23 protein-coding genes are annotated in these 21,174 nt (G+C 62.6%); 8 read left to right on the forward strand and 15 right to left on the reverse strand.

The genetic code is table 11. The annotated features are described in order from the left end of the window. Positions 1-35 precede the first annotated feature (35 nt). The 4 genes from metF to HDC32_RS18495 all read left to right on the forward strand — a co-directional run bounded on the left by metF (position 36) and on the right by HDC32_RS18495 (position 5,022). Complete coding sequence (gene metF / locus HDC32_RS18480) at positions 36-881, forward strand: methylenetetrahydrofolate reductase [NAD(P)H] (RefSeq protein WP_131697470.1); 846 nt, start codon at positions 36-38, stop codon at positions 879-881. Between the two features lie 83 nt (positions 882-964). Next, positions 965-2,047 (forward strand): hypothetical protein, encoded by a 1,083-nt coding sequence (locus HDC32_RS18485; protein ID WP_145336887.1) that lies wholly within the window; start codon positions 965-967, stop codon positions 2,045-2,047. A 63-nt stretch (positions 2,048-2,110) separates the two neighbouring features. After that, the gene (locus tag HDC32_RS18490; protein WP_145336888.1) at positions 2,111-2,902 is read left to right on the forward strand and encodes an ABC transporter substrate-binding protein; all 792 of its coding nucleotides are present in this window, start codon (positions 2,111-2,113) and stop codon (positions 2,900-2,902) included. A 221-nt stretch (positions 2,903-3,123) separates the two neighbouring features. Continuing rightward, positions 3,124-5,022: a DEAD/DEAH box helicase gene (locus HDC32_RS18495; RefSeq protein WP_131697472.1), complete on the forward strand. Its 1,899-nt coding sequence runs from the start codon at positions 3,124-3,126 to the stop codon at positions 5,020-5,022. 74 nt (positions 5,023-5,096) lie between these two features. Here HDC32_RS18495 and HDC32_RS18500 read toward each other — a convergent pair whose 3' ends face one another. Both HDC32_RS18500 and HDC32_RS18505 read right to left on the reverse strand, forming a co-directional pair. Further along, positions 5,097-5,675 (reverse strand): YceI family protein, encoded by a 579-nt coding sequence (locus HDC32_RS18500; protein WP_131697473.1) that lies wholly within the window; start codon positions 5,673-5,675, stop codon positions 5,097-5,099. A gap of 32 nt (positions 5,676-5,707) precedes the next feature. Further along, a complete protein-coding gene (locus HDC32_RS18505; protein ID WP_141607511.1) occupies positions 5,708-6,259 on the reverse strand; it encodes a cytochrome b in 552 nt (183 codons plus the stop codon). Between the two features lie 271 nt (positions 6,260-6,530). Between HDC32_RS18505 and HDC32_RS18510 the strand changes: the two genes are divergently transcribed. Next, positions 6,531-7,937, forward strand: coding sequence for an adenosylmethionine--8-amino-7-oxononanoate transaminase (locus HDC32_RS18510; protein ID WP_131697475.1), 1,407 nt, complete (start codon positions 6,531-6,533; stop codon positions 7,935-7,937). Positions 7,938-7,974: 37 nt separating this feature from the next. Further along, complete coding sequence (locus HDC32_RS18515) at positions 7,975-8,694, forward strand: 16S rRNA (uracil(1498)-N(3))-methyltransferase (protein WP_131697476.1); 720 nt, start codon at positions 7,975-7,977, stop codon at positions 8,692-8,694. 13 nt (positions 8,695-8,707) lie between these two features. Here the strand turns inward: HDC32_RS18515 and HDC32_RS18520 are convergent, their stop codons facing one another. The 3 genes from HDC32_RS18520 to HDC32_RS18530 are packed head-to-tail and all read right to left on the reverse strand — an operon-like array spanning position 8,708 to position 11,244. Then, on the reverse strand, positions 8,708-9,610 hold the full coding sequence (locus HDC32_RS18520) for a transporter substrate-binding domain-containing protein (protein WP_131697477.1): 903 nt from the start codon (positions 9,608-9,610) through the stop codon (positions 8,708-8,710). 25 nt (positions 9,611-9,635) lie between these two features. Then, a complete protein-coding gene (locus tag HDC32_RS18525; RefSeq protein ID WP_167656780.1) occupies positions 9,636-9,986 on the reverse strand; it encodes a RidA family protein in 351 nt (116 codons plus the stop codon). A gap of 10 nt (positions 9,987-9,996) precedes the next feature. After that, positions 9,997-11,244, reverse strand: a complete 1,248-nt coding sequence (locus HDC32_RS18530; protein ID WP_167656781.1) for a D-amino acid dehydrogenase — start codon at positions 11,242-11,244, stop codon at positions 9,997-9,999. Positions 11,245-11,351: 107 nt separating this feature from the next. Between HDC32_RS18530 and HDC32_RS18535 the strand changes: the two genes are divergently transcribed. Next, complete coding sequence (locus HDC32_RS18535) at positions 11,352-12,254, forward strand: LysR family transcriptional regulator (RefSeq protein WP_184745076.1); 903 nt, start codon at positions 11,352-11,354, stop codon at positions 12,252-12,254. 20 nt (positions 12,255-12,274) lie between these two features. Here HDC32_RS18535 and trhA read toward each other — a convergent pair whose 3' ends face one another. Further along, positions 12,275-12,892, reverse strand: a complete 618-nt coding sequence (gene trhA, locus HDC32_RS18540; protein ID WP_032884097.1) for a PAQR family membrane homeostasis protein TrhA — start codon at positions 12,890-12,892, stop codon at positions 12,275-12,277. 144 nt (positions 12,893-13,036) lie between these two features. Between trhA and HDC32_RS18545 the strand changes: the two genes are divergently transcribed. Next, complete coding sequence (locus HDC32_RS18545) at positions 13,037-13,957, forward strand: LysR substrate-binding domain-containing protein (RefSeq protein WP_131697482.1); 921 nt, start codon at positions 13,037-13,039, stop codon at positions 13,955-13,957. 22 nt (positions 13,958-13,979) lie between these two features. Here HDC32_RS18545 and madM read toward each other — a convergent pair whose 3' ends face one another. The 9 genes from madM to mdcA all read right to left on the reverse strand — a co-directional run bounded on the left by madM (position 13,980) and on the right by mdcA (position 21,101). Next, on the reverse strand, positions 13,980-14,744 hold the full coding sequence (gene madM / locus HDC32_RS18550) for a malonate transporter subunit MadM (RefSeq protein WP_131697483.1): 765 nt from the start codon (positions 14,742-14,744) through the stop codon (positions 13,980-13,982). 5 nt (positions 14,745-14,749) lie between these two features. Continuing rightward, positions 14,750-15,142, reverse strand: coding sequence for a malonate transporter subunit MadL (gene madL, locus HDC32_RS18555; protein WP_145336891.1), 393 nt, complete (start codon positions 15,140-15,142; stop codon positions 14,750-14,752). A gap of 67 nt (positions 15,143-15,209) precedes the next feature. After that, positions 15,210-16,109, reverse strand: a complete 900-nt coding sequence (mdcH, locus tag HDC32_RS18560) for a malonate decarboxylase subunit epsilon (protein ID WP_184745078.1) — start codon at positions 16,107-16,109, stop codon at positions 15,210-15,212. After that, positions 16,106-16,702 (reverse strand): malonate decarboxylase holo-ACP synthase, encoded by a 597-nt coding sequence (locus HDC32_RS18565; protein WP_167656782.1) that lies wholly within the window; start codon positions 16,700-16,702, stop codon positions 16,106-16,108. Before HDC32_RS18565 ends, mdcH begins: the two co-directional genes overlap by 4 nt. Then, positions 16,696-17,466 carry a biotin-independent malonate decarboxylase subunit gamma gene (gene mdcE / locus HDC32_RS18570; protein WP_145336893.1) on the reverse strand — a complete coding sequence of 257 codons (771 nt, stop codon included), beginning with the start codon at positions 17,464-17,466 and terminating at the stop codon, positions 16,696-16,698. The genes HDC32_RS18565 and mdcE overlap by 7 nt, the downstream gene beginning before the upstream one ends. Continuing rightward, entirely contained in the window at positions 17,463-18,305 is an 843-nt protein-coding gene (locus HDC32_RS18575; RefSeq protein ID WP_131697488.1) for a biotin-independent malonate decarboxylase subunit beta, read from the reverse strand. The genes mdcE and HDC32_RS18575 overlap by 4 nt, the downstream gene beginning before the upstream one ends. Further along, entirely contained in the window at positions 18,298-18,597 is a 300-nt protein-coding gene (locus HDC32_RS18580; protein ID WP_032884109.1) for a malonate decarboxylase subunit delta, read from the reverse strand. The genes HDC32_RS18575 and HDC32_RS18580 overlap by 8 nt, the downstream gene beginning before the upstream one ends. After that, on the reverse strand, positions 18,597-19,430 hold the full coding sequence (locus HDC32_RS18585) for a triphosphoribosyl-dephospho-CoA synthase (protein ID WP_145336895.1): 834 nt from the start codon (positions 19,428-19,430) through the stop codon (positions 18,597-18,599). The genes HDC32_RS18580 and HDC32_RS18585 overlap by 1 nt, the downstream gene beginning before the upstream one ends. Further along, positions 19,431-21,101, reverse strand: coding sequence for a malonate decarboxylase subunit alpha (mdcA, locus tag HDC32_RS18590; protein WP_131697490.1), 1,671 nt, complete (start codon positions 21,099-21,101; stop codon positions 19,431-19,433). Between the last annotated feature and the right edge of the window lie 73 nt (positions 21,102-21,174).

Here is a 21,174-nt window from a genome sequence, read left to right on the forward strand (position 1 = left end):
GCACAGTCGGCTTCTGAGTTTCAAAGGGTATGACCATGTCCCAAGACCGTCGCTACAGCTTCGAGTTCTTCCCCACCAAGACCGATGCTGGGCATGAAAAACTGATGGCGACTGCCAAGCAGTTGGCCACTTACAACCCCGACTTCTTCTCCTGCACCTACGGCGCGGGCGGTTCGACGCGCGATCGTACGATCAACACCGTGTTGCAACTTGAAAGCGAAGTCAAAATTCCCGCCGCTCCGCATTTGTCCTGCGTGGGCGACAGCAAGGCCGATCTGCGCGGCCTGCTCACCCAATACAAGGCCGCCGGCATCAAGCGCATCGTTGCCCTGCGTGGCGACTTGCCGTCCGGCATGGGCATGGCCAGCGGTGAGCTGCGCCACGCCAATGACCTGGTGAGCTTCATTCGCGAAGAAAGCGGCGATCACTTCCATATCGAAGTGGCCGCTTACCCGGAGATGCACCCCCAGGCGCGCAATTTCGAAGACGATCTGCAGAATTTCGTACGCAAGGCCAACGCCGGCGCCGACAGCGCGATCACCCAGTACTTCTTCAACGCCGACAGCTATTTCTACTTCGTCGAGCGTGTACAGGCCATGGGTGTGAACATCCCGATCGTGCCGGGCATCATGCCGATCACCAACTACAGCAAGCTGGCGCGCTTCTCTGACGCCTGCGGTGCAGAGATCCCACGCTGGGTGCGCAAGCAACTGGAAGCCTATGGCGATGACGTTAAGAGCATCCAGGCGTTCGGCGAGCAGGTGATCAGCAATATGTGTGAAAAATTGTTGCAAGGTGGCGCGCCAGGCCTGCACTTCTATACCCTGAACCAGGCTGAACCAAGCCTCGCGATCTGGAACAACCTTAAACTGCCACGCTAGGCTGGTTTAATCGCTGTACCCGGCCCTCGTTATTACGGGGGTTTTTTTCGTCTATATATCTCCGGAAAGGAAGCCTGCAGTACATGAATACAGCGTCCCCGACTCTCCGCCCGCAACTGGTGTACTTGGTATTCGGCGCCGAGACCTATCATCAGGAAGCCGTATTCAGCATCGCCAGTGCCCTGGCCCAACTGGGCGGCCCCCAGGACATGCCATTGGACATCCAGGTGTTCAGCGACAACCCGGCCCCCTATCGCGGCTTGCCGGTACAGGTTCACACGCTGGACGACGCCACGCGCAGACGCTGGAGCGAGCCCCACGGCTACCACTTCCGCACCAAACATGTGCTGTTGCGCCAGGTGCTGGAAACAGCGGAGCGCGCGCTGTTGATCGACACCGACACTTTTTTCCACGACTCGCCCATGGCGCTGTTCGAACGCGTCGCGCCCGGTACCGTGCTGTGCAATGCCTTCCAGGCCAAGTACGGCGACAACCGCGAAAGCGTGCTGTATGAAACCATGGCCAAGCACCTCGCAGACAAAGGCCTGGCCGACGACGACATGTGGCTGCTCAACTCCGGCGTCATGGGCCTGGCCCGGCAAGACGCGCACATCCTTGATCGCTCGATCGAGTTGATGGACGAACTGTTCCCGATGGCCCGGGGCGCCTACACCCTGGAAGAATTCTGCCTGTCAGTGGCCGTGTACCGCACGCTCAACGTGCGCCAGTGTCCCGACCTGATCCACCATTACTGGAGCCGCAAGCAGCTGTTCCGCGCCAAGGTAAAGGCGTGGATCACCAAGCACGCCGCAGACCCCATCTGCGCCAAGGCCCTGGCCGACACCCGCAATGTGTCTGCCCACCTGCCTCGTCCGCCGCGCCTGCAGCGCTTGATGTACAAGCTGATCACCCTGGCCTTGCCCAAACGCAAGCAGCAGTTCATCCGCGAAATCCTCTACGGCTGCTACGAGCACGAAAATGAATTCGACCAGGCCTGTGGCCCGGTCTGGTGGGACAAGGCCCTGCAGAATCAGGAAGAGCGGCAAAAATGCCCGGTCGACGCGCACCAGCTCGAACATTGGTTCGCCAACCCTGTGGTGCGCCTGATTCTGGGCGAGCGACGTGCAGCCATCTACGCACACCTGATGACTTCACCGACAAAATAGCGCTGCCCGCAGATGCGTGTGCCAGAGCTTCTCTTTAGCGCGCGGGCGTCGTAACCTCGGGGCATGCCCGTCATTCTGAAGCTGTTGACCGCTGCGCTTTTTACTTGCTTGAGCCTGGCCGCTTATGGCGAGAAATTGCGCATTGTCACCGAGCCCTGGGCGCCTTACGTGTATGAAGAACACGGCGCCATGCGCGGGCTGGACTACGAAACCACGGTGATCGTGTTCCAGCGCCTGGGGGTCGATGTGCAATGGCAGTTCCTGCCCTGGAAGCGCTGTCTGGCCATGCTTGACCAGGGCAATGCCGATGGCGCACTGGATATTTTCCACAGTCACGACCGCGACGCGCTGCTGCTGTACCCCAGCGAACCGTTGTCGGAAGTGGAGTTCGTGATGTTCTACGCCAACGAGCGCCCTTACCCGGTCCAAAGCCTTGACGACCTTGGCGGCCTGACTGTCGGCACGTCCCCAGGCTACCTGTACAGCGCCCCCTTCAGCGACTCTGCCGCGTTCAACCGCGAGCCGGCCCCCAGCCATGAGGCCAACTTCGGCAAATTGCTGCTGGGGCGCATCGACCTGGCGATCACCGACCGCCGGGTCGGCCAGCATGTGATCAAGACGCTGGGCCTGGAGGACAAGGTCAGCCAGGCTCCCGTTGTGGTCAGCCGCCAGCAGCAATACCTTGCCGTTCGCCGTGGCGCGGGGATGGACCTGCTGGTGCAACGCTTTGCCGCCGAACTCAAGCGTTTCAAACAGGAGCCGGCCTACGCCGCCTTGAGCGCCAAATATGGTGGAATCCAAGCCAAAACAGCGCCCGGAGGCACCGTTGAGCAGCAGGAAAGCAGCGCGCCGTGATTGCTCTGTTATACTCCGGCCTTTCCGCCAGGCTCACGCCCGGCCGCTGAGGTCCTGAAAAAGGCACCCAACCCCGCTACTGCGCAGCTTTCAGCCCGCGCGAGCCGGTGGAGTGCCCGCCAGACGCAGCAGGACCGGACGGGATTGCGCTCCCCTAAGCGCCATTCACGCCCGGCAAGATTATCCCTTTGGGCCAAGCCCTAACTAAAACAGGATTACTCATGTCCTTTGCTTCCCTCGGTCTCTCCGAGGCTTTAGTCCGCGCCATCGAGGCAGCGGGCTATACCGAGCCTACTCCGGTGCAACAGCGGGCTATTCCCGCCGTGTTGCAAGGTCGCGACCTGATGGTTGCGGCTCAGACAGGTACTGGTAAAACCGGCGGCTTCGCCCTCCCGATTCTGGAGCGGTTGTTCCCCAACGGTCACCCGGACAAATCCCAGCGTCACGGCCCGCGCCAACCGCGCGTACTGGTCCTGACCCCTACCCGCGAACTCGCCGCCCAGGTGCACGACAGCTTCAAGCTGTACGCCCGCGACCTGAAGTTCGTCAGCGCCTGCATCTTCGGCGGCGTCGGCATGAACCCACAGGTTCAGGCCATGTCCCGCGGTGTTGACGTGCTGGTGGCGTGCCCCGGTCGTTTGCTCGACCTGTGCGGCCAAGGCAGCGTCGATTTGTCCCACGTGGAAATCCTCGTGCTGGACGAAGCCGACCGCATGCTCGACATGGGCTTTGTCCATGACGTGAAGAAGGTCCTCGCCCGCCTGCCGGCCAAACGTCAGAACCTGCTGTTCTCGGCAACGTTCTCCCAAGACATCACTGCCCTGGCCGGCAAGCTGCTGCACAACCCGGAACGTATCGAAGTCACGCCGCCGAACACCACGGTCGAGCGTATCGAGCAACGCGTCTTCCGCCTGGCTGCCAGCCACAAGCGTTCATTGCTGGCGCACCTGATCACTGCCGGCGCCTGGGAACAGGTGCTGGTGTTCACCCGCACCAAGCACGGCGCCAACCGCCTGGCCGAGTACCTGGACAAGCACGGCCTCACCGCCGTCGCCATCCACGGCAACAAGAGCCAGAACGCCCGCACCAAAGCCCTGGCCGACTTCAAGGCCGGTGAAGTGCGCATCCTGGTCGCCACCGATATCGCCGCACGCGGCCTGGACATCGACCAGTTGCCACACGTGGTCAACTTCGAGCTGCCAAACGTCGACGAAGACTACGTGCACCGTATCGGCCGTACCGGCCGTGCCGGTCGTTCGGGTGAAGCCATTTCCCTGGTTGCTCCGGACGAAGAGAAACTGCTGAAAAGCATCGAACGCATGACCAAGCAGAAAATCGCCGATGGTGACCTGATGGGCTTCGATGCCAGCGCCGTTGAGGCCGAGAAGCCTGAAGTGCGTGAACGTCCGGACGTGCGCAACCCACGTAACCCACGCGGTCCAAAGGGCGATGGCCCGAATGGCGGCGGTGGTGGCGGTGGTCGTCGCGACAAGGGCAAAGACAAAGGCGGCAAGGAAAAAGCGCCCACCAACGGCCGTGGCGAACGCCCAGCCCGCGAGCAGAAGCCCCGTGAAGGCACCCCGGCCCGCGAACAGCGCCAGCCGAGCCAGCCGCCACGTGCCACAGCCGACCGCGCCCCCGACGAGTTCCTCGACGACGACGTGGATAACTTTGGTAACCGCGTTGACTACGTACCCCAGGCCAAACCAGCCCAGGGCCGTGGCCGTCGTCCAGGTGCTCCGGCGCCGGGCGCAGCTGCCGGGACTGGCGCTCCACGTGGCGGCCAGCCTCAGGGCGGTCGTCAGAACGGCCCGCGCAACAGCAGCGGCGGCACGACCGGCACCCCGCCGGCCAAGCGCAGCGGCCCGCGTAACGGTGCACCGCGTGACGGCCAGGCGCGTCGCGAAGATTCGCGCAGCAACAACCGCCGCCCGGCCCGTGATGACCAGCCGCGGCTGTCCGAGCCAGCGGTGCAAAACCCGCGTGGCGGCCCGGCGCCGAAGATCATCCACAAGGAGTCGAAGGCTGATCGCTTCCCGACACCTGAGCAGTTGGATCAACTGCCAGGCCGTCCTCGTGGTGAAAAACCGGCATTGCTGACCCGCAACCGCGAGGCATAAAAAAAACCCGTATCGCGAGATACGGGTTTTTTTTGCCTGTAGGAGCGAGCTTGCTCGCTCCTGCCTGCGAAGCATTACTTCGCTTTCACGCCTTCCAGCGAGATGTCCAGGTCGACAGTCTGGGAAGTCGGGCCTGGGCCTTTGATGCCGAAGTCGTTCAGGTCCAGCGTGGTCTTGGCGTTGAAGCCAGCACGTTCGCCGCCCCATGGATCCTTGCCTTCACCGTTGAACGTAGCCTTGAAGGTCACAGGCTTGGTCACGCCGTGGAAGGTCAGGTCGCCCGTCACGTCAGCAGTTTTTTCGCCGGTGGATTTAACCGCGGTGGACACGAACTTGGCGTCCGCGAACTTGGCAACGTCCAGGAAATCCTTGCTGGCGATGTGCTTGTCACGTTCAGCGTGGTTGGACCACAGGCTGGCGGTTTTCACGTCGACTGCGATTTTGCTGGCTTCAGGCTTGGCGGCATCCCAGCTGAACGTACCATCCCAGTCCTTGAAGGTACCGTGGATGTAGCTGTAGCCCAGGTGGCTGATTTTCCAGTCGATGAAGGCGTGTTGGCCTTCCTTGTCGATTTTGTAGTCAGCGGCCATCACCTGACCTGCAGACAGCAGCGCTGTACCGATTGCCAGAGCGGCGAGGGTCTTCTTCAACATGCTTTCTATTCCTTGTGAGTCGAGGTTGAACATCAGGCTTTGCGCCCCAGCATTCGCGTGAGGGTCGCATCACGATCGATAAAGTGGTGTTTCAACGCAGCCACGCCGTGCAAGCCGGCGAAGACTACCAACACCCAAGCGAGGTACAGGTGCACCACGCCAGCGGTGTCTGCCTGGTCCGGTAGACCGGAAACCACGGCAGGAATTTCAAACAGGCCAAACACCGGGATACCGACACCGTCTGCGGTGGAAATCAGGTAACCGGCGATCATCACGGCAAACAGCCCGAGATAAAGGAACGCGTGGCCGAACGCGGCACCGATGCGGGTCAAGCGGCTGTAACTGGCCAGCGGCGGAGGCGGCGGGCTGATCAGGCGCCAGACGATTCGTACCAGCATGATGGCGAACAGCGTGATGCCAATGCTCTTGTGCAGGTCCGGCGCTTCTTTGCGCCAGGCGCTGTAATAGTCGAGACCGACCATCCACAAGCCCAGGGCGAACAGGCCGAACACCACCAGGGCCACGCCCCAGTGCAAAACCATACTGACCCAGCCATAACGGGCCGGTGAGTTACGTAGCTGCATGTACTTAATCCCGTAAGAGCTGCGCCCAGACTAGCGATTTACCTATCGAATTAAAGCGGAAAATTTCGCTTTGAAATATCGAGAAATACGATCTGGAGCGTATGCACAGTAAGTTAACCAAGGATTAAGGACTATTCCTAAGAAACGTGACAGTCCGTCCTACGTTTACTCCGAATTCCCCACAATGGCTTGTGACCCGGGCCACCATTGCATAGGCTTGCGCGATTGTTTCACCTGCGCCGCTCGCAGGACCGCTTCGAGGAGATCACCGATGGGCTTGAACAACCAGTGGATGCAACGCGACCTCGCGGTGCTGTGGCATCCCTGCACCCAGATGAAAGACCACCAGCAACTGCCGCTGATCCCGATCAAGCGCGGGGAAGGCGTCTGGCTGGAAGACTTCGAAGGCAAGCGCTACCTCGACGCCGTCAGCTCCTGGTGGGTCAACGTCTTCGGCCACGCCAACCCGCGCATCAACCAGCGCATCAAGGACCAGGTCGACCAACTGGAACACGTGATCCTCGCCGGTTTCAGCCACCAGCCGGTGATCGAGTTGTCCGAGCGCCTGGTAAAGATGACCCCCGAGGGCCTGACCCGCTGCTTCTACGCCGATAACGGTTCGTCGTGCATCGAAGTCGCGCTGAAGATGAGCTTTCACTATTGGCTCAACCGTGGCCTGCCAAACAAAAAACGCTTCGTCACCCTCACCAACAGCTACCACGGCGAAACCATCGCCGCGATGTCGGTGGGCGACGTGCCGCTGTTTACCGAGACCTACAAGGCGCTGCTGCTGGACACCATCAAAGTGCCGAGCCCCGATTGCTACCTGCGCCCCGAGGGCATGAGCTGGGAAGAACACTCGCGCAACCTGTTCATGGCCATGGAGCAGACCCTGGCCGAGCACCACGACACCGTCGCCGCCGTGATCGTCGAGCCGCTGATCCAGGGCGCCGGCGGCATGCGCATGTACCACCCGGTGTACCTCAAGCTGCTGCGCGAGGCCTGCGACCGCTATGGCGTGCACCTGATCCACGATGAAATCGCCGTGGGCTTCGGGCGCACCGGAACCATGTTCGCCTGTGAACAGGCCGGCATCCGTCCGGACTTCCTGTGTTTGTCCAAGGCCCTGACTGGCGGCTACCTGCCGTTGGCCGCCGTGGTCACCACCGATGACGTCTACGACGCGTTCTACGACGACTACCCGACCCTGCGCGCCTTCCTGCACTCCCACAGCTACACCGGCAACCCGCTGGCATGCGCGGCGGCCCTGGCAACCCTGGATATTTTCGAAGAAGACAACGTCATCGAAAACAACAAGGCCCTGGCCCAGCGCATGGCCACCGCAACGGCGCACTTGGTCGACCATCCGCATGTGTCGGAAGTACGCCAGACCGGCATGGTGCTGGCCATCGAAATGGTCCAGGACAAGGCCACCAAGACCGCTTACCCGTGGCAGGAACGCCGTGGCCTGAAGGTATTCGAACACGCCCTGGAACGCGGCGCGCTGCTGCGGCCATTGGGCAGCGTGGTGTATTTCCTGCCGCCCTATGTGATTACGCCGGAGCAAATCGACTTCCTCGCCGAAGTTGCCAGCGAAGGCATCGACATCGCCACCAACAGCAAAGTCAGCGTGGCGGTGCCGAAGGACTTCCATCCCGGCTTCCGCGATCCGGGTTGATTGCCGGCACACCTACACCTTTTTCCAGAGAACAGAAATGAGACTGTCCCGCTTTTTCACCGACACCCCGCTGAGCCTCGGCGATCACGAACTGCCCGAAGCCCAGGCGCACTACATCAGCCGCGTACTGCGCATGGGCGAAGGTGACGCCGTGCAATTGTTCGACGGTTCCGGCCAGGAGTTCCTGGGCAGTCTGCTGGAAGTCGGTAAAAAACGCGTCACCGTGCAACTGACGGAAAGCTTCGCCGGCCAGGCCGAATCGCCGCTGCACATCCACCTCGGCCAGGGCCTGTCCCGGGGCGAGCGCATGGATTGGGCGATCCAGAAAGCCACCGAGCTGGGCGTCAACGCCATCACACCGATCTTCAGTGACCGCTGCGAAGTGCGCCTCAAGGACGAACGCGCCGACAAACGCCTGCTGCACTGGCGCCAGGTGGCGATCAGCGCGTGTGAGCAATGCGGGCGTTCGACGGTGCCGGTGATTCATCCGCCGTTGCTGCTGGCAGACTGGTTGAAGCAGGTCGAGGCGGATCTGAAGCTGGTGCTGCACCCGGTGGCCGAGCCAATGGTCAGCCATGCCAAGCCTGCGAGCCTGGCGTTTCTGATCGGGCCCGAGGGTGGGCTGACCGACAACGAAGTCGACACCGCCCAAGGCGCCGGCTTCCACGCCGCCCGCCTCGGCCCCCGCGTGTTGCGCACCGAGACTGCGCCCGTCGTCGCGTTGGCCGTCGCCCAACAACTCTGGGGCGACTTCTAACTGTGGGAGGTGATCAGTCCACCGGATCGCTGATCGGCTTGGCAATGATCGCCTTCAACTCACTGGTCATCGGGAATTCCAGGTTCAAGCCCTTGGGCGGAATCGGCTGTTCAAACCAGCGCTGGTAAATCCCGTTGATCTCCCCCGAGCGGTACAGGTCGCCGAGGGTCTCGTTGACCACCGCGAGAAACTGCGGGTCATCCTTGCGCACCATGCAGCTGTAGATCTCCCGCGACTGTTCCTCGCCCACCACCACCCAGTTATGCGGGTCGCGGGCTTTGGCGCGTTCGCCGTAGAGCAATGCATCGTCCATATAGAACGCGGCCGCGCGGCCCGTCTCGAGCATCTTGAATGCCTCGCCGTGGTCCTTGGCGCTGATGACGAACATATTGCTCTTGTGCTCGGCGTTGTAACGCTTGAGAAAACGCTCGTTGGTGGTGCCGGCGGTGGTCACCACGTTCTTGCCCCCCAGGTCGGCGAAGCCCTTGATGCCGCTGTCTTTAGCCGTCAGCAACTGGCCTTTCACGTAAATAAACCCGTAGGAAAACGCCACCTGTTTCTGCCGCTCGGCGGTCACCCCGGTGGAACCGCACTCCAGGTCGACAGTGCCGTTCTGCACCAGCGGAATGCGCGTCTGAGAGGTCACCAGGTTGTACTTCACCTTAAGGTCGGCCACCCCGGTTTTCTGCTGGATACGCTCGACGATCTTGCTGGCCAGGTCCACCGAATAGCCCATCGGCTTGCCGCTGTGATCGCCCACGTAGGAAAACGGCACCGACGCGTCGCGATAACCCAGGGTGATGGACTTGGCGTTGGCGATCTTGCCCAGCGTACCGTCCAGCGGCGCCTGATTGGCATGGGCGTGTGCCCCCAGCAAAAGGCCCAGGGTGCAGCCGGTCAACAGGATTTTTTTCATTGTTATTCTCCGTTGGTCTTTAACGTTATTTACGTACAGCTATCACGCTGATTTCCACCAGCACACTCGGCCGTGCCAGTTCCGCCTGCAAGGTGGTGCGCGTCGGCGCCATCCCCGGCGATAGCCAGGCGGCCCATACGTCATTCATCGGCGCGAAACCGCTGCCGATGTCTTTCAAGTAAATGGTCGCGTTCAGCAAATGATCCTTGTCACTGCCGGCCTGGGCCAGCAGCGCATCGACCTTGGCCAGCACTTCGCGGGTTTGCGTCGCCACATCCTGGCCTTCGCCGGGCACCTGGCCCGAAAGGAATACCAGATCCTTGAACGTGACGGCGCCGGACAGTCGGTCGTTGCTGCTGATTCGGTTGATGGTCATGGAAGCATCCTTATGCAGCGCGGGGCGCCAGGCCCTGCATATCAATGGAAGGTAGGTGGTGGTCGATCAGTTCGGCCAGTAATTGGCCGCTGCCACACGCCAGGGTAAAGCCGAGGGCGCCGTGGCCCAGGTTCAGCCACAGGTTGCGATAGACACTGGGGCCAATCAGCGGCACACCGGTCGGGGTGGCCGGGCGCATACCGGCCCATTCCACGGCATGGGCATAGTCGCCAGCTGTAGGAAATGTCTCGATCGCCTGACGTTTCATCAGCGCCAGGCGCTTGGGCTCAAGGCTGGCGTCAAAGCCGACGATATCCACCATAGCCGCCACCCGCAGTTGTTCGCCAATACGCGCGTAGACAATCTTGCGGTCGTAGTCGGTAATGCTCACATTCGGCGCTTGGTGCTGCGCGCCAATCGGCACGCTGAGGCTGTAGCCCTTGAGCGGATACAGTGGCAATGACAACCCCGGCAACGCCAACTCGGCGCTGCGATGACCGGCCGCGAGCACCAGGTGTTCCACTGGCATCACTTCGCCACCCAACTCGATGGCCTGCACCGCGCCACCCGCATGGCGAATCCCGGTGACCTTGCGCCCCAGCAAAAAGGTGCAGCGCCCCGACGCTTCAAGGCGTGCCGCCAGCTGTTGGCAGAAGGCATGACAGTCCGCCACTTCCTCATTCGGCGTGTAGATCCCCCCGACAAACTCCTCCGCCGCCTGCGCCAGCGCCGGCTCCAGGCGCGCACAATCCAGCGTCGACAGTACCTGTTGTTGCAGGATATCGGTGACCTTGCTGCGCGCGCGCTCAAAGGTGTCGGCATTACGAAAGGTCACCAGCTTGCCATTACGCCGCCAGTTGAAAGCGTCCAAGCGATCGTCGACGCGCCATTGCTGCAGGGTGTTTTGACTCAGGCTTGCCAGGCGTAGCAAATGGGCGGCATTACGCTTGTTCACCGAGCCCCGGCAGGCGCCGATAAAGGCGGCCATCCAGCGCCATTGCTGAGGGTCCAGGCGGGGGCGCAGCTTCAGCGGCGAGTCACCGCGCAGTAACCAGCCAATCGCCTGCAGCGGCACTCCCGCATCAGCCAGCGGTGCGACATAGCGGTAGGACAATTGCCCGCCATTGGCGAAACTGGTTTCGCTGCCCAAGGTGTCGCGCGCATCGATCACCGTCACTTCATGGCCGGCACGCACCAGCGCATAAGCACTCGCCAGGCCGATAACCCCACCGCCAATGATGCAAACCTGCCTGGCCATCCCGACCTCCAGCCCTTGAATAAGTAGACTCAAGCGTAGGCGCAGGTGACAGGCCAGCGACAATGAATAAAGATGGACCACCTATAAACAAAGGTTATGGACTTGCCATGCGCTTGCGTCATATCGAAATCTTCCAGGCCATCCGCCAGACCGGCTCCGTCAGTGCGGCTGCGCAGTTGCTGCATGTGTCGCAACCGGCGGTGACCAAGGTGTTGCAGCATGCCGAGTTGCAGCTAGGCTTTCCGCTGTTCCTGCGGGTGCGCGGTAAATTGCAGCCCACGCCGGAAGCCCTGGCGCTGGAAAGCGAGGTCGAGAAAGTCACCGAGAGCCTGCAAGGTGTGCGACGCCTGGCCAAGAGCTTGCGCCGCGCCCCAGGGCAAAGCGTGCGGGTTGGCGCAATCCCGGCGTTGGCGCTGTCGCTGTTGCCACCGGCGATTCTGGAATGGAAGCGCGACTACCCGGACATCGCGTGCGAGCTGTCCAGCGACCATAGCCGCGAGCTGGTGCAAAAACTGCTGATGCGTGAAATCGACCTGGCGTTGACCCTCAACTTCTCCGGCCATCCTGGGTTGACCACACAGGTGCTGGCCAATGGCGTGTTGGTGGCCCTGGCGTCGAAAAACTACTGGCCAGACGCAGCACTGCATCAGGCGCTGCCACTGGCTGAGCTGGCGGGTGCGCCGTTGATTGGCCTGTCCAGCGCTGACCCGCTGGCGGCGAAACTCGACAGCTACCTGGAACATGTCGACCCACCGCCTCGAGTGACGATTTCAGTGCAAACCTATTCCCTGGCCCGGGCGATGGTGGAATCCGGCGCCGGCTTGACGGTCATCGATCCGTTCACGGCGTTGGGCGCCTCAACGGCCACCACCTGCATCCGCACGCTCACACCGCCGCTGCCGATCACCCTCTACGCCCTGACCCGCGCCGATGAACCACCGCCGCATATGCTGGCAAACCTGTTGGAGATCCTGAGCAAGCGCGCAGGCGAGTTATTGGCGCGCCTCTAAGGACACCGCCCCTCCCACATTCAGAGCACGTAATGCATGATTGCCACAAAGTGCAGCAGGCTGCCGCCGATCACAAACAAGTGCCAAATCCCATGGGAATGCCGCAGGCGATCCTCCAGGGCGAAGAAGATGATGCCGACGGTGTACAACACCCCGCCCGCCGCCAGCCAGGTAAACCCCGCCGTCCCCAGCGCGGCAATCAGCGGCTTGACCGCCACCAGCACGATCCAGCCCATCACCGCGTAGATCACGATGGACAGGATGCGCGCCTCGGAGCGCGGCTTGATCTCTTGCAGGATGCCGATCACCGCCAGCCCCCACACGATGCCGAACAACGTCCACCCCCACGGGCCTCTCAGCGTCACCAGGCAAAACGGCGTGTAGCTGCCGGCGATCAACAGGTAGATCGAAAAGTGATCGACCTTCTGCATGATCTCTTTTCGCCGCCCCTGGACGCTGTGGTACACGGTCGACGCGCTGTACAGCACCATCAGCGTAAAGCCATAAATCGCCACGCTGACGATCTTCCAGGGGCTGCCGTCCAGGCTCGCCACCACCAACATCCACACGGCACCAATACACGCCGCGACCGCACCGAGCAAATGGCTCCAGGCGTTGAATCGTTCCCCGTGATACATCTGTCACTGACCTCCTGTAGCCGCTGGGACTGGCTGGCAAGCGTCCAGCCTTGCGCATAAGAGTGCAAGCGTCTTGTGACGTTCCGAGGACGCCGCACGGTTTTGCGGGCACAATCGGACGCATTCGAACAAGAGCCCACGGCCATGCTGATCGACGAAGAATTCACCCTCAAAAAGCTGGAAATCTTCCTGGCATTCATGCGCACCGGCAACCTGGCCCGCGCCGCCGCCGAACTGCAAACCAGCAATGTCAGCGTGCACCGCGCCATCCACTCCCTGGAAAATGCCCTGCGCTGCCCGCTGTTCAAACACGAGGGCCGCAACCTCACCCCGCTGGAAAGCGCCTACGTGTTAGAAGAACGCGCGCAGAAACTGATCGCCGATGTGGTCGACAGCGTACGCCTGACCCGCGAAGCCGCCGGTTTCTCTGCCGAACGCTTCAAGCTCGGCTCGCTGTATTCGCTGACGGTCAAGACCGTGCCGCAACTGATCATGGGCCTGAAAATCAGGCGCAGCGAACTCAATATCGACCTGATCCTCGGCTCCAATTTCGACCTGCTGTACAAGCTCAAGAACATGGAAGTCGACGCGATCCTCATCTCCCTCGACGAACACGCCAACGACCCCGACTGCGAACAGATTGCGCTGTTCTCCGATGACATTTTCCTCGCCACCCCGGCCGACTCGCCCTTCGACCGCGACCAGGAAATCGACCTGGCCGACGTGCGCGATGCCACCTTCATCACCCTCACCCAAGGCTTCGCCACCCACCAGGACGGCAACCGCGTGTTCAAGCAGGCGGGGTTCGAGCCGAAGGTGGCGATGCAGGTGAATGACATCTTCACACTGCTGAGCATGGTCAGTTCGGGGGTGGGTTATGCGTTGCTGCCGGGGCGGATTGCGGCGGTGTATGAAAACCGCGTGAAGCTGATACCGCTGCAACCCCGGTATCGGTTGCAGCAGCATATCGGGGTGGTGTTTCTGAAGGCCAAGGAGCGTGATCCGAACTTACTGGCGTTGTTGGCGGAGTGTCGGATGTATGCCAATCGGCAGGGGACAGCCTGACACTCCGCGATTGGGGGGCAGGTCAGCCCACCAATCCGCGCATCATCAAAAACAACAGCGACGGCCCCAGCAAGCATCCCAGCGCCGTATAGAATGCCGCCGTCAGACAGCCATAAGGCACCAGCTTGGGATCAGTCGCCGCCAACCCGCCCGCCACGCCGCTGGAGGTGCCCATCAACCCGCCAAAAATCACCGCGCTGCGCGGGTTGTTCAAGCCGATCAGGGGCGCCACAAACGGTGTCATCACCATCACCAGAATGGCTTTGATCAACCCTGCGGCAATGGATAACGCCATCACCTCGGAACTGGCACCAATCGCCGCGCCGGTGACCGGGCCGACGATGTAGGTCACGGCACCCGCGCCAATGGTGGTAAGGCTCACCGCATCGGTATAGCCGAACGCCATGGCCACCCCGACCCCCGCCACGAATGAAGACCCCACGCCGACAAACAGCGCCAACACGCCGACGTATCCGGCGCGCTTCAACTCATCGACACTCACGCCAAAAGCGGTGGCAACGATGGCGAAGTCGCGCAGCATCGCCCCACCCAACAGGCCGATGCCCGACAACAATGGAATATCCACTACCCCTTTGGAGCCACCGGTGAAGGCACCGCCCACATACGACAGCACCAGCCCCAGCAAAATGGCGATGGCCGAGCCGTGCAGGCGGCCTTTGGTAAACGTGTCGGAAATCCAGTAGGACACCCACATGGTCAGGCCGATCACCGCGAAACCGCTGATCAGTCCGTAACCGGTGATCACTTTCATCATGGATTCGTACATGGCGATCACCCGGCTTCTTTGGTGGGAACAACTGCGCTCGGCTCATGGTTGCCGATACGCGTCAGTACGGGCACCAGGGCAAATCCCAATACCACGGCAACCGTCCCGGCCAATATCGCCATGGGCCCGCCACTGATGGCGCCATACACGTTCTGCTGGGCAGCCATGGCCACCACGATCGGGATATAAATCGCCGCCCAAAAGCTCACGCCCGGCTCCGATTTGCTGGTAAACCAGCCACGTTTGCTGAGATAACTGCCCAGGCCGATCAACAGCAGCATGGCGATACCCACCCCGCCTACGTTGGCCGGGATACCCATCCATTTACCCAGCAGCTCACCGACAAACAGGCCGGCCAACGTGCAGAGCGCCAAAAACGCCACACCGTAAATAATCATTGTTGTTGTCCTCGAAGTGCTCGATCGAAATTGTTGTTTTTGTGCTTCGACAGCCTTGGGTAGTGCTTTATCGGTGGCGGCGCTCCTCCTCTTCCAGCAGGGCCTGCAAGGTATCCAGGCGTGCGCCTTCGCAGGCGATCACCGTGCCTTGCTCGAACACGCGGCGTGACAGGCCGGTGAGCACGGCGCCCGGGGGCAGTTCGATTTGCAGGCGCACACCGCGCTCGTAGGCGCTTTGCACGGTGCCGCGCCAGTCAACGACGCGGCACATGTTGAAGGCCAGGTCGTCGCGAAGTTGTTCGGGGTTGTGGATCGGACGCGCGCGGGTGCTGCTCAGGTAGCTGATGCGCGGCGCCTTGAGCGGGACAAATGCCTGGGCCAGGGCCTCGGCCGGTTGCGCCAGCAGCGCGCAATGGGACGGCACACTGACGGCCAGGCGTTTGGCGATGCCATTGCCCTTGATGCGCGCGGCAACACGTTTCATGGCCTCGTCGCTGCCGGCGATCACGCTCTGGTTATCGGCGTTGATATTGGCCAGGTACACCGGGGTTTCGGGGCTGTGGATGTCGGCGAGGATTTTTTCGACGGTGGATAACTCCACGCCGATGATCGCGGTCATGCCGTAGCCGTGTGGATAAGCGTTTTGCATCAGTTGGCCGCGCAGGCTCACCAGTTTTACCGCCTCGGCAAACGCCAGGGCACCGGCGATGACCGCAGCCGGGTAGGCACCGATGGACAGGCCCGCCACGTAATCCGGGGTGCGATCCAACAGACGGGCGTGGGCCACGCCGGCAATCAACAGGCACAGTTGCACGGCGCGGGTACTGGCCAGGGCTTGCGCGGAATCGAGCAGGCGCACGTCTTCGCCCAGGGCATCGCTGGCTTCTTCCAGCACAGGTTCGGGCAGCGACTGGAGCATGCCTGGTCGCTGGGCACCCTGCCCCGGAAACACCAGTAGGTTGCTCATGCCACGGCCTGCCAAGGGTCGAGCACAAGATGCGCGCCGCTGGCGGTTTTCAGCAGCACACGGCGTGAGCCGCTGGCCCATTCGCGCAAGGCGACGGCGCCGAACGGGGTTTGCAGTTGCAGGTCGACGGCGCACTCAGCCCTATCAAGCATCGCCAGGAGATCTTCGGCATCACCTCGGGCCAAAGGCTCGGGCGTGCGCAGCATCAAATCCAGATCACTCTGGGCATGCAGCGCTTCAACCCCACAGGCCAACTCGAAACCCGCGCTGCCTGTGACGCCCCACGTCTCCTGCGCCAGCACCGGCCGCAGTTGGTCGAGCGCGCGCAACGCGGGTAAATCCCTCGGAGAGATCACCCCGCGCAACGCTTCCGGTATCACTCGCCGCTGCACTGCCGCCAGCGGCATCCGCGCGGCAAAACGTTGCTCACGCAAACGCCCGCGCACGCCGACCGCCACATAACCCGGTTCGGCAATGGCGCGGCGCACTACCACCGGGTGGCCGGCGCCAAGCGCCTCCAGCACCCAGGCCGGTGCATCGGCGGGCACATGCGCCGGGGTCATGCCCCAGAGCAAGTCGTGGGCGTTCACCATTGTTCCCGCAGCAGTTGGCGAACGTGGCTGGAGGCTGCGCGATTTGTCGCGCCGAGGCGCCCGCGCAAATCGGTGCTGCCGACATCCTTGATCGCATGCACCAGGCAATCAGTGACCCGCGCTACATCATCCGCGGTGGGCTGTTCAATCTGGCTGACCGACAAGGTCTCCCACAGCAAACCGAGGCTGGCATAGCTGTCGATGTCATAGGCCATGGGCGGCACACTGGCGGCCAGGGCTTCCAGCTCTTCGACGCTGCGCAAGGTCACCCGCGCGGCCGACGCCTTGCCCATGGCGTGCACCATCACACCGGGATCGCGCAGGGCGATCAGGCGGTTGGCCTGGTAACCGTGGGCCAGGAACGCACCGGACATGGCCTTGCCCACCAGCAGCGCAATCACCGGGTGGCCGGCGAGGCGAGCGCGGGCATAGCTGTCGGCGGCAGCGGCCAGGGCCTGATGGATGCCGAGGGCCTCTTCGCGACGGCCGTAGGCTTGGCTGGGCACATCGACGATGGCGATGATCGGGCGCTTGTCGCCGCGGGCGATGGCCTCATCGACGGCCTTGGCCAGGCCCCAGCCTTCGAGCAGGCCGACTTCGCCATTGCGCGCTCGAGGGAAGCGGTTTTGCGCGTCGGTAACCACGGCGACAAAGCGCACCTTTTGCTCACCCAATACACCGTCGGCAACCCTCAGCGACGCCGGCAAACCTTCTACAGGTGGAGCGCCGGCGCTCAATGCGTTGAACCACTGCAAGCCTCTCATGAGCGTTCTCCTTGATACAGCTCGCGCACCGTCGCCGGGTCGATTTGCGGTACGGCGTCCAACTCGGCCAAGCGAGTGAGGTAATAATCAGCCTGGCGACTGCGTTGTTGGGCGGGCACACCTTGCTGCAACAACGCGCTGACAGTCTGCTGGATCTGCGCCGCATCGTCGGCCACGTAACGGTCGGCCAGGCCGCTGTTGAAACGCTGTTCGCCGCCCGTGAGGCTCCAGATAAAGGGACGGTCGCGGGAGTCGTATTCTTCCAACCCAGCTTCCTGTTCGATCACCTGCGGACCATTGAGCCCCAGACGCGCTTCGCGGGTCACGACGAGGTAACTGCACAGCCCGGCCGCGATGGACATGCCGCCGAAACAGCCAACGCTGCCCGCCACTACGCCGATCACCGGCTGGTACTGGCGCAGGTCGACAATCGCCGCGTGTATATCGGCAATCGCGGCCAGGCCGAGGTTGGCTTCCTGCAAGCGCACGCCGCCGGTTTCCAGCAGCAGCACCGCGCGGGTCGGGATGCCCTTGCGGTTGTCTTCGGCGGCCAGTTCCAGGGCGCCGGCGATTTTCGCGCCGCCCACTTCACCGAGACTGCCGCCCTGGAAGTTGCCTTCAATGGCTGCAATCACCACAGGCAAGTCGCCGATGCTGCCCTTGGCGATCACCACCCCGTCATCGGCCTGGGGCACCACACCTTGGCGGCTGAGCCAGGGCGACATGACGCGCTGGAACGGGTCGATCAGTTCGCGAAAGGTGCCGGCATCCAACAAGGCCTTGGCCCGCTGCCGCGCACCCAGTTCCACGAAGCTGTGTTTAGCGAGCAAGTCAGTCATGGCCGATCTCCTCGAAACCCTGCTCCAGGCGCAGGCGCACCACGCCGGGGGTGGCGCCGAAATCGTGAATATCAATGTTCAGGGCCGGCGGTGTCTGCTCTTGGAAGATGCGTTCGAACAGGTGTTGCCAGCGTTGTTCGGCGCCATTCACCGAGGTCTGTACCTGGATGGTCAACGTGCCGGCCGTGCCTGGTTCCAGCAGCACTTCCAGGTCGCCCGAGCCGACGCAACCCACCAGCGCACGGCCTTTTGGCGGCTGCCCGGCGGGAAATTCAAAGGATAAGGTTTCCATCACAACGCTCCGTCGAGGCGGTCGATAAACAGGCAGGCGGCCAACAGGTCGGCGGCGCCGCCGGGGGAGGCATTCAGGGCCAGCAGTTGGTGGTCCAGCTCATGCAATTGGCGGCGCCCGGCGAGGCTTGCACTGCCGCCGGCGTCGAGCACGGCCTGGGCACCGCGCTGCATGGCATGCAGGCCTTCCAGGCCGGCGCGATAGAGCACGCAGGTGTCGGCCAGGTCGGTCATGATCGCGAGCAAAGCGTCCAGGCGCGCGTTCTGTTCACCAGCGTTTTGTTGGCGGCTTTTGTGCAGTTGCGGCAGGCCGCGCTGCAGCACCGACGGGAAGCCCAGTTGCGCTTCTTCACGGGCACCGCGTGCGCCGTAGCGCAGGGCAACCTGGGCGCCGTGGCTCGCGGTTTGCGGCGCGTAGCGGTCGTTAAGCAGCGCGAGTCTGGCGGCATTCAGCGGTATGGCGCGGGGTTCCAGCGCCGCCGCTGCGGTCAGCAGGCCGAGGGCCCAGATCGCGCCACGATGGGTGTTCACGCCATGGGTGGTGGCGAGCATCGCTTGTTCACCTTCGCGCCCGATACGGCCGAGGGCTTCGCGCAAGGGCAAGCCGACTTCACCGAACTCAAGCGCGGCCTCCGCCATTTCCTTGAACATCGGCCACAGCGACAGCGCCGACGCGTGCATCAGCCCCAGGTGCAAATCACTGTGGGCGCCGTTGCCGCGACGGTCCACCAGGGCGGGCTTGGGCGACAGGTCGGCTTCATCGATCAGCGCATCGACGGCCATATCCGCCAGGCGATCCGCGAGGCTGAGTTCGTGCAGTTTAAGGGCGCGCATTTACCAGCTCCTGAATTTGGCGGGCGGGTTGTACAGGCCACCGGACCACTCCACCAGGTCGGCCACGCTCTTGGCGGCCAACAACTCGCGGGTGGCGTCGGTGCGGCGGATACCCAAGTCTTCGGGCAAGGCGATCAGGCCTTCGCGGCGCATGCGCGCGGTGTCCTTGGGGTTATGGCGCATGCCGATGGCGGTCACCCCGGCGACGGCGGCGATCATCGCCTGGCGCTCTTCCAGGGACCGCGCCTTGTACAGGTAGGCGATGCCTTCTTCGGTGAGCAGGTGGGTGACGTCGTCGCCATAGATCATGATCGGCGCCAGGGGCATGCCGCTTTTACGCGCCACTTCCACGGCGTCGAGGGTGTCGACGAAGGTGGGCTTGCCGCCTTCCTGGAAGGTCTCGACCATCTGCACCACGAGCTTTTTGCCGCGCTCCAGCAGCGCAACCGGCGCATCGTCGTGACGCATATCCAGCCACGCCGGCGTGCCATGGCGGCGACCGCGCGGGTCGTGGCCCATGTTCGGCGCCCCACCGAAACCGGCGAGGCGGCCACGGGTCACGGTGCTGGAATGGCCGTCGCCGTCGACTTGCAGGGTGGCGCCGATAAACAGGTCCACCGCGTACTGGCCGGCCAATTGGCAGAACATCCGGTTGGAGCGCATCGAACCGTCGCGGCCGGTGAAGAACACATCCGGGCGGGCGGCGATGTAGTTCTCCATGCCCAGTTCGGTGCCGAAGCAATGCACGCTTTCCACCCAACCGCTTTCGATGGCGGGGATCAGCGTGGGGTGCGGGTTGAGGGTCCAGTTGCGGCAGATCTTGCCCTTCAGGCCCAGGGATTCGCCGTAGGTGGGCAGGATCAATTCGATGGCGGCGGTGTTGAAACCGATGCCGTGGTTGAGCGATTGCACATTGTGTTTTTCGTAGATGCCACGGATCGCCATCATCGCCATCAACACATGCACGGGTTTGATATGGCGCGGGTCGCGGGTGAACAGCGGCTCGATGTAGAACGGCTTGTCGGCCACCACCACAAAATCCACCCAACTGGCGGGGATGTCGACGCGGGGCAAGTCGGTGACGTCATCCACCAACTGATTGACCTGCACGATCACGATGCCATCGCTGAAGGCGGCGGGTTCGATCAGCGCGGGAGTGTCTTCGGTGCTGGCGCCGGTGTAGATATTGCCGGCACGGTCGGCCATGAAACCGGCGGAAAGTACGACGTTGGGAATCAGGTCCACCACCAGCCGTGCATAGAGTTCGATGTAGGTATGGATCGCACCGATTTCCAGCAGGCCGTCTTCGAGCAACTGGCTGATGCGCAGGGATTGCGTGCCGGCGAAGGAAAAGTCGAGTTTGCGTGCGATGCCCTTTTCAAACAGGTCCAAGTGCTCGGACCGCCCGACGCTGGGCATGATCATGTGCAAATCGTGGAGCTTGGCCGGGTCGGCCTTGGCCAGGGAGCGCGAGAGGAAGTCGGCTTGCTTCTGGTTGTTGCCCTCCAGCACCACACGGTCGCCGGGAAGGATCAGCGCCTCAAGTGCCTCGACGATCCTGTCGCTGGGTAACACGGCCCCGTCGGCGTACTGCTTGACCCGCCCGAGCCGCCGCTGCTTCTCGTCGCGCCGCCGCGTCCAGCGCGAGTCGGGGTTTATTGTTGTTGTCATGGTCGCTCCACGAGGTTTGCTGTCGTGGGCTGTACCTTAGGAGTGATTCAGGGGGCCATCAATCAAGCTGGGC

It is taken from the genome of Pseudomonas sp. JAI120, from assembly GCF_014207255.1.
GTDB lineage: Bacteria > Pseudomonadota > Gammaproteobacteria > Pseudomonadales > Pseudomonadaceae > Aquipseudomonas.

Bases quoted from the DNA above. Each gene is read 5' to 3' on its own strand.
- HDC32_RS18530 (WP_167656781.1), bottom strand. From the start codon at position 11,244: ATGGCCAGGCAGGTTTGCATCATTGGCGGTGGGGTTATCGGCCTGGCG.
- HDC32_RS18495 (WP_131697472.1), top strand. From the start codon at position 3,124: ATGTCCTTTGCTTCCCTCGGTCTCTCCGAGGCTTTAGTCCGCGCCATC.
- HDC32_RS18565 (WP_167656782.1), bottom strand. From the start codon at position 16,702: ATGGTGAACGCCCACGACTTGCTCTGGGGCATGACCCCGGCGCATGTG.
- HDC32_RS18490 (WP_145336888.1), top strand. From the start codon at position 2,111: ATGCCCGTCATTCTGAAGCTGTTGACCGCTGCGCTTTTTACTTGCTTG.
- mdcE (WP_145336893.1), bottom strand. From the start codon at position 17,466: ATGAGAGGCTTGCAGTGGTTCAACGCATTGAGCGCCGGCGCTCCACCT.
- HDC32_RS18510 (WP_131697475.1), top strand. From the start codon at position 6,531: ATGGGCTTGAACAACCAGTGGATGCAACGCGACCTCGCGGTGCTGTGG.
- HDC32_RS18520 (WP_131697477.1), bottom strand. From the start codon at position 9,610: ATGAAAAAAATCCTGTTGACCGGCTGCACCCTGGGCCTTTTGCTGGGG.
- HDC32_RS18585 (WP_145336895.1), bottom strand. From the start codon at position 19,430: ATGCGCGCCCTTAAACTGCACGAACTCAGCCTCGCGGATCGCCTGGCG.
- HDC32_RS18515 (WP_131697476.1), top strand. From the start codon at position 7,975: ATGAGACTGTCCCGCTTTTTCACCGACACCCCGCTGAGCCTCGGCGAT.
- HDC32_RS18485 (WP_145336887.1), top strand. From the start codon at position 965: ATGAATACAGCGTCCCCGACTCTCCGCCCGCAACTGGTGTACTTGGTA.
- metF (WP_131697470.1), top strand. From the start codon at position 36: ATGTCCCAAGACCGTCGCTACAGCTTCGAGTTCTTCCCCACCAAGACC.
- HDC32_RS18535 (WP_184745076.1), top strand. From the start codon at position 11,352: ATGCGCTTGCGTCATATCGAAATCTTCCAGGCCATCCGCCAGACCGGC.
- madL (WP_145336891.1), bottom strand. From the start codon at position 15,142: ATGATTATTTACGGTGTGGCGTTTTTGGCGCTCTGCACGTTGGCCGGC.
- HDC32_RS18580 (WP_032884109.1), bottom strand. From the start codon at position 18,597: ATGGAAACCTTATCCTTTGAATTTCCCGCCGGGCAGCCGCCAAAAGGC.
- mdcA (WP_131697490.1), bottom strand. From the start codon at position 21,101: ATGACAACAACAATAAACCCCGACTCGCGCTGGACGCGGCGGCGCGAC.
- HDC32_RS18545 (WP_131697482.1), top strand. From the start codon at position 13,037: ATGCTGATCGACGAAGAATTCACCCTCAAAAAGCTGGAAATCTTCCTG.
- HDC32_RS18500 (WP_131697473.1), bottom strand. From the start codon at position 5,675: ATGTTGAAGAAGACCCTCGCCGCTCTGGCAATCGGTACAGCGCTGCTG.
- HDC32_RS18525 (WP_167656780.1), bottom strand. From the start codon at position 9,986: ATGACCATCAACCGAATCAGCAGCAACGACCGACTGTCCGGCGCCGTC.
- mdcH (WP_184745078.1), bottom strand. From the start codon at position 16,109: ATGAGCAACCTACTGGTGTTTCCGGGGCAGGGTGCCCAGCGACCAGGC.
- madM (WP_131697483.1), bottom strand. From the start codon at position 14,744: ATGTACGAATCCATGATGAAAGTGATCACCGGTTACGGACTGATCAGC.
- trhA (WP_032884097.1), bottom strand. From the start codon at position 12,892: ATGTATCACGGGGAACGATTCAACGCCTGGAGCCATTTGCTCGGTGCG.
- HDC32_RS18575 (WP_131697488.1), bottom strand. From the start codon at position 18,305: ATGACTGACTTGCTCGCTAAACACAGCTTCGTGGAACTGGGTGCGCGG.
- HDC32_RS18505 (WP_141607511.1), bottom strand. From the start codon at position 6,259: ATGCAGCTACGTAACTCACCGGCCCGTTATGGCTGGGTCAGTATGGTT.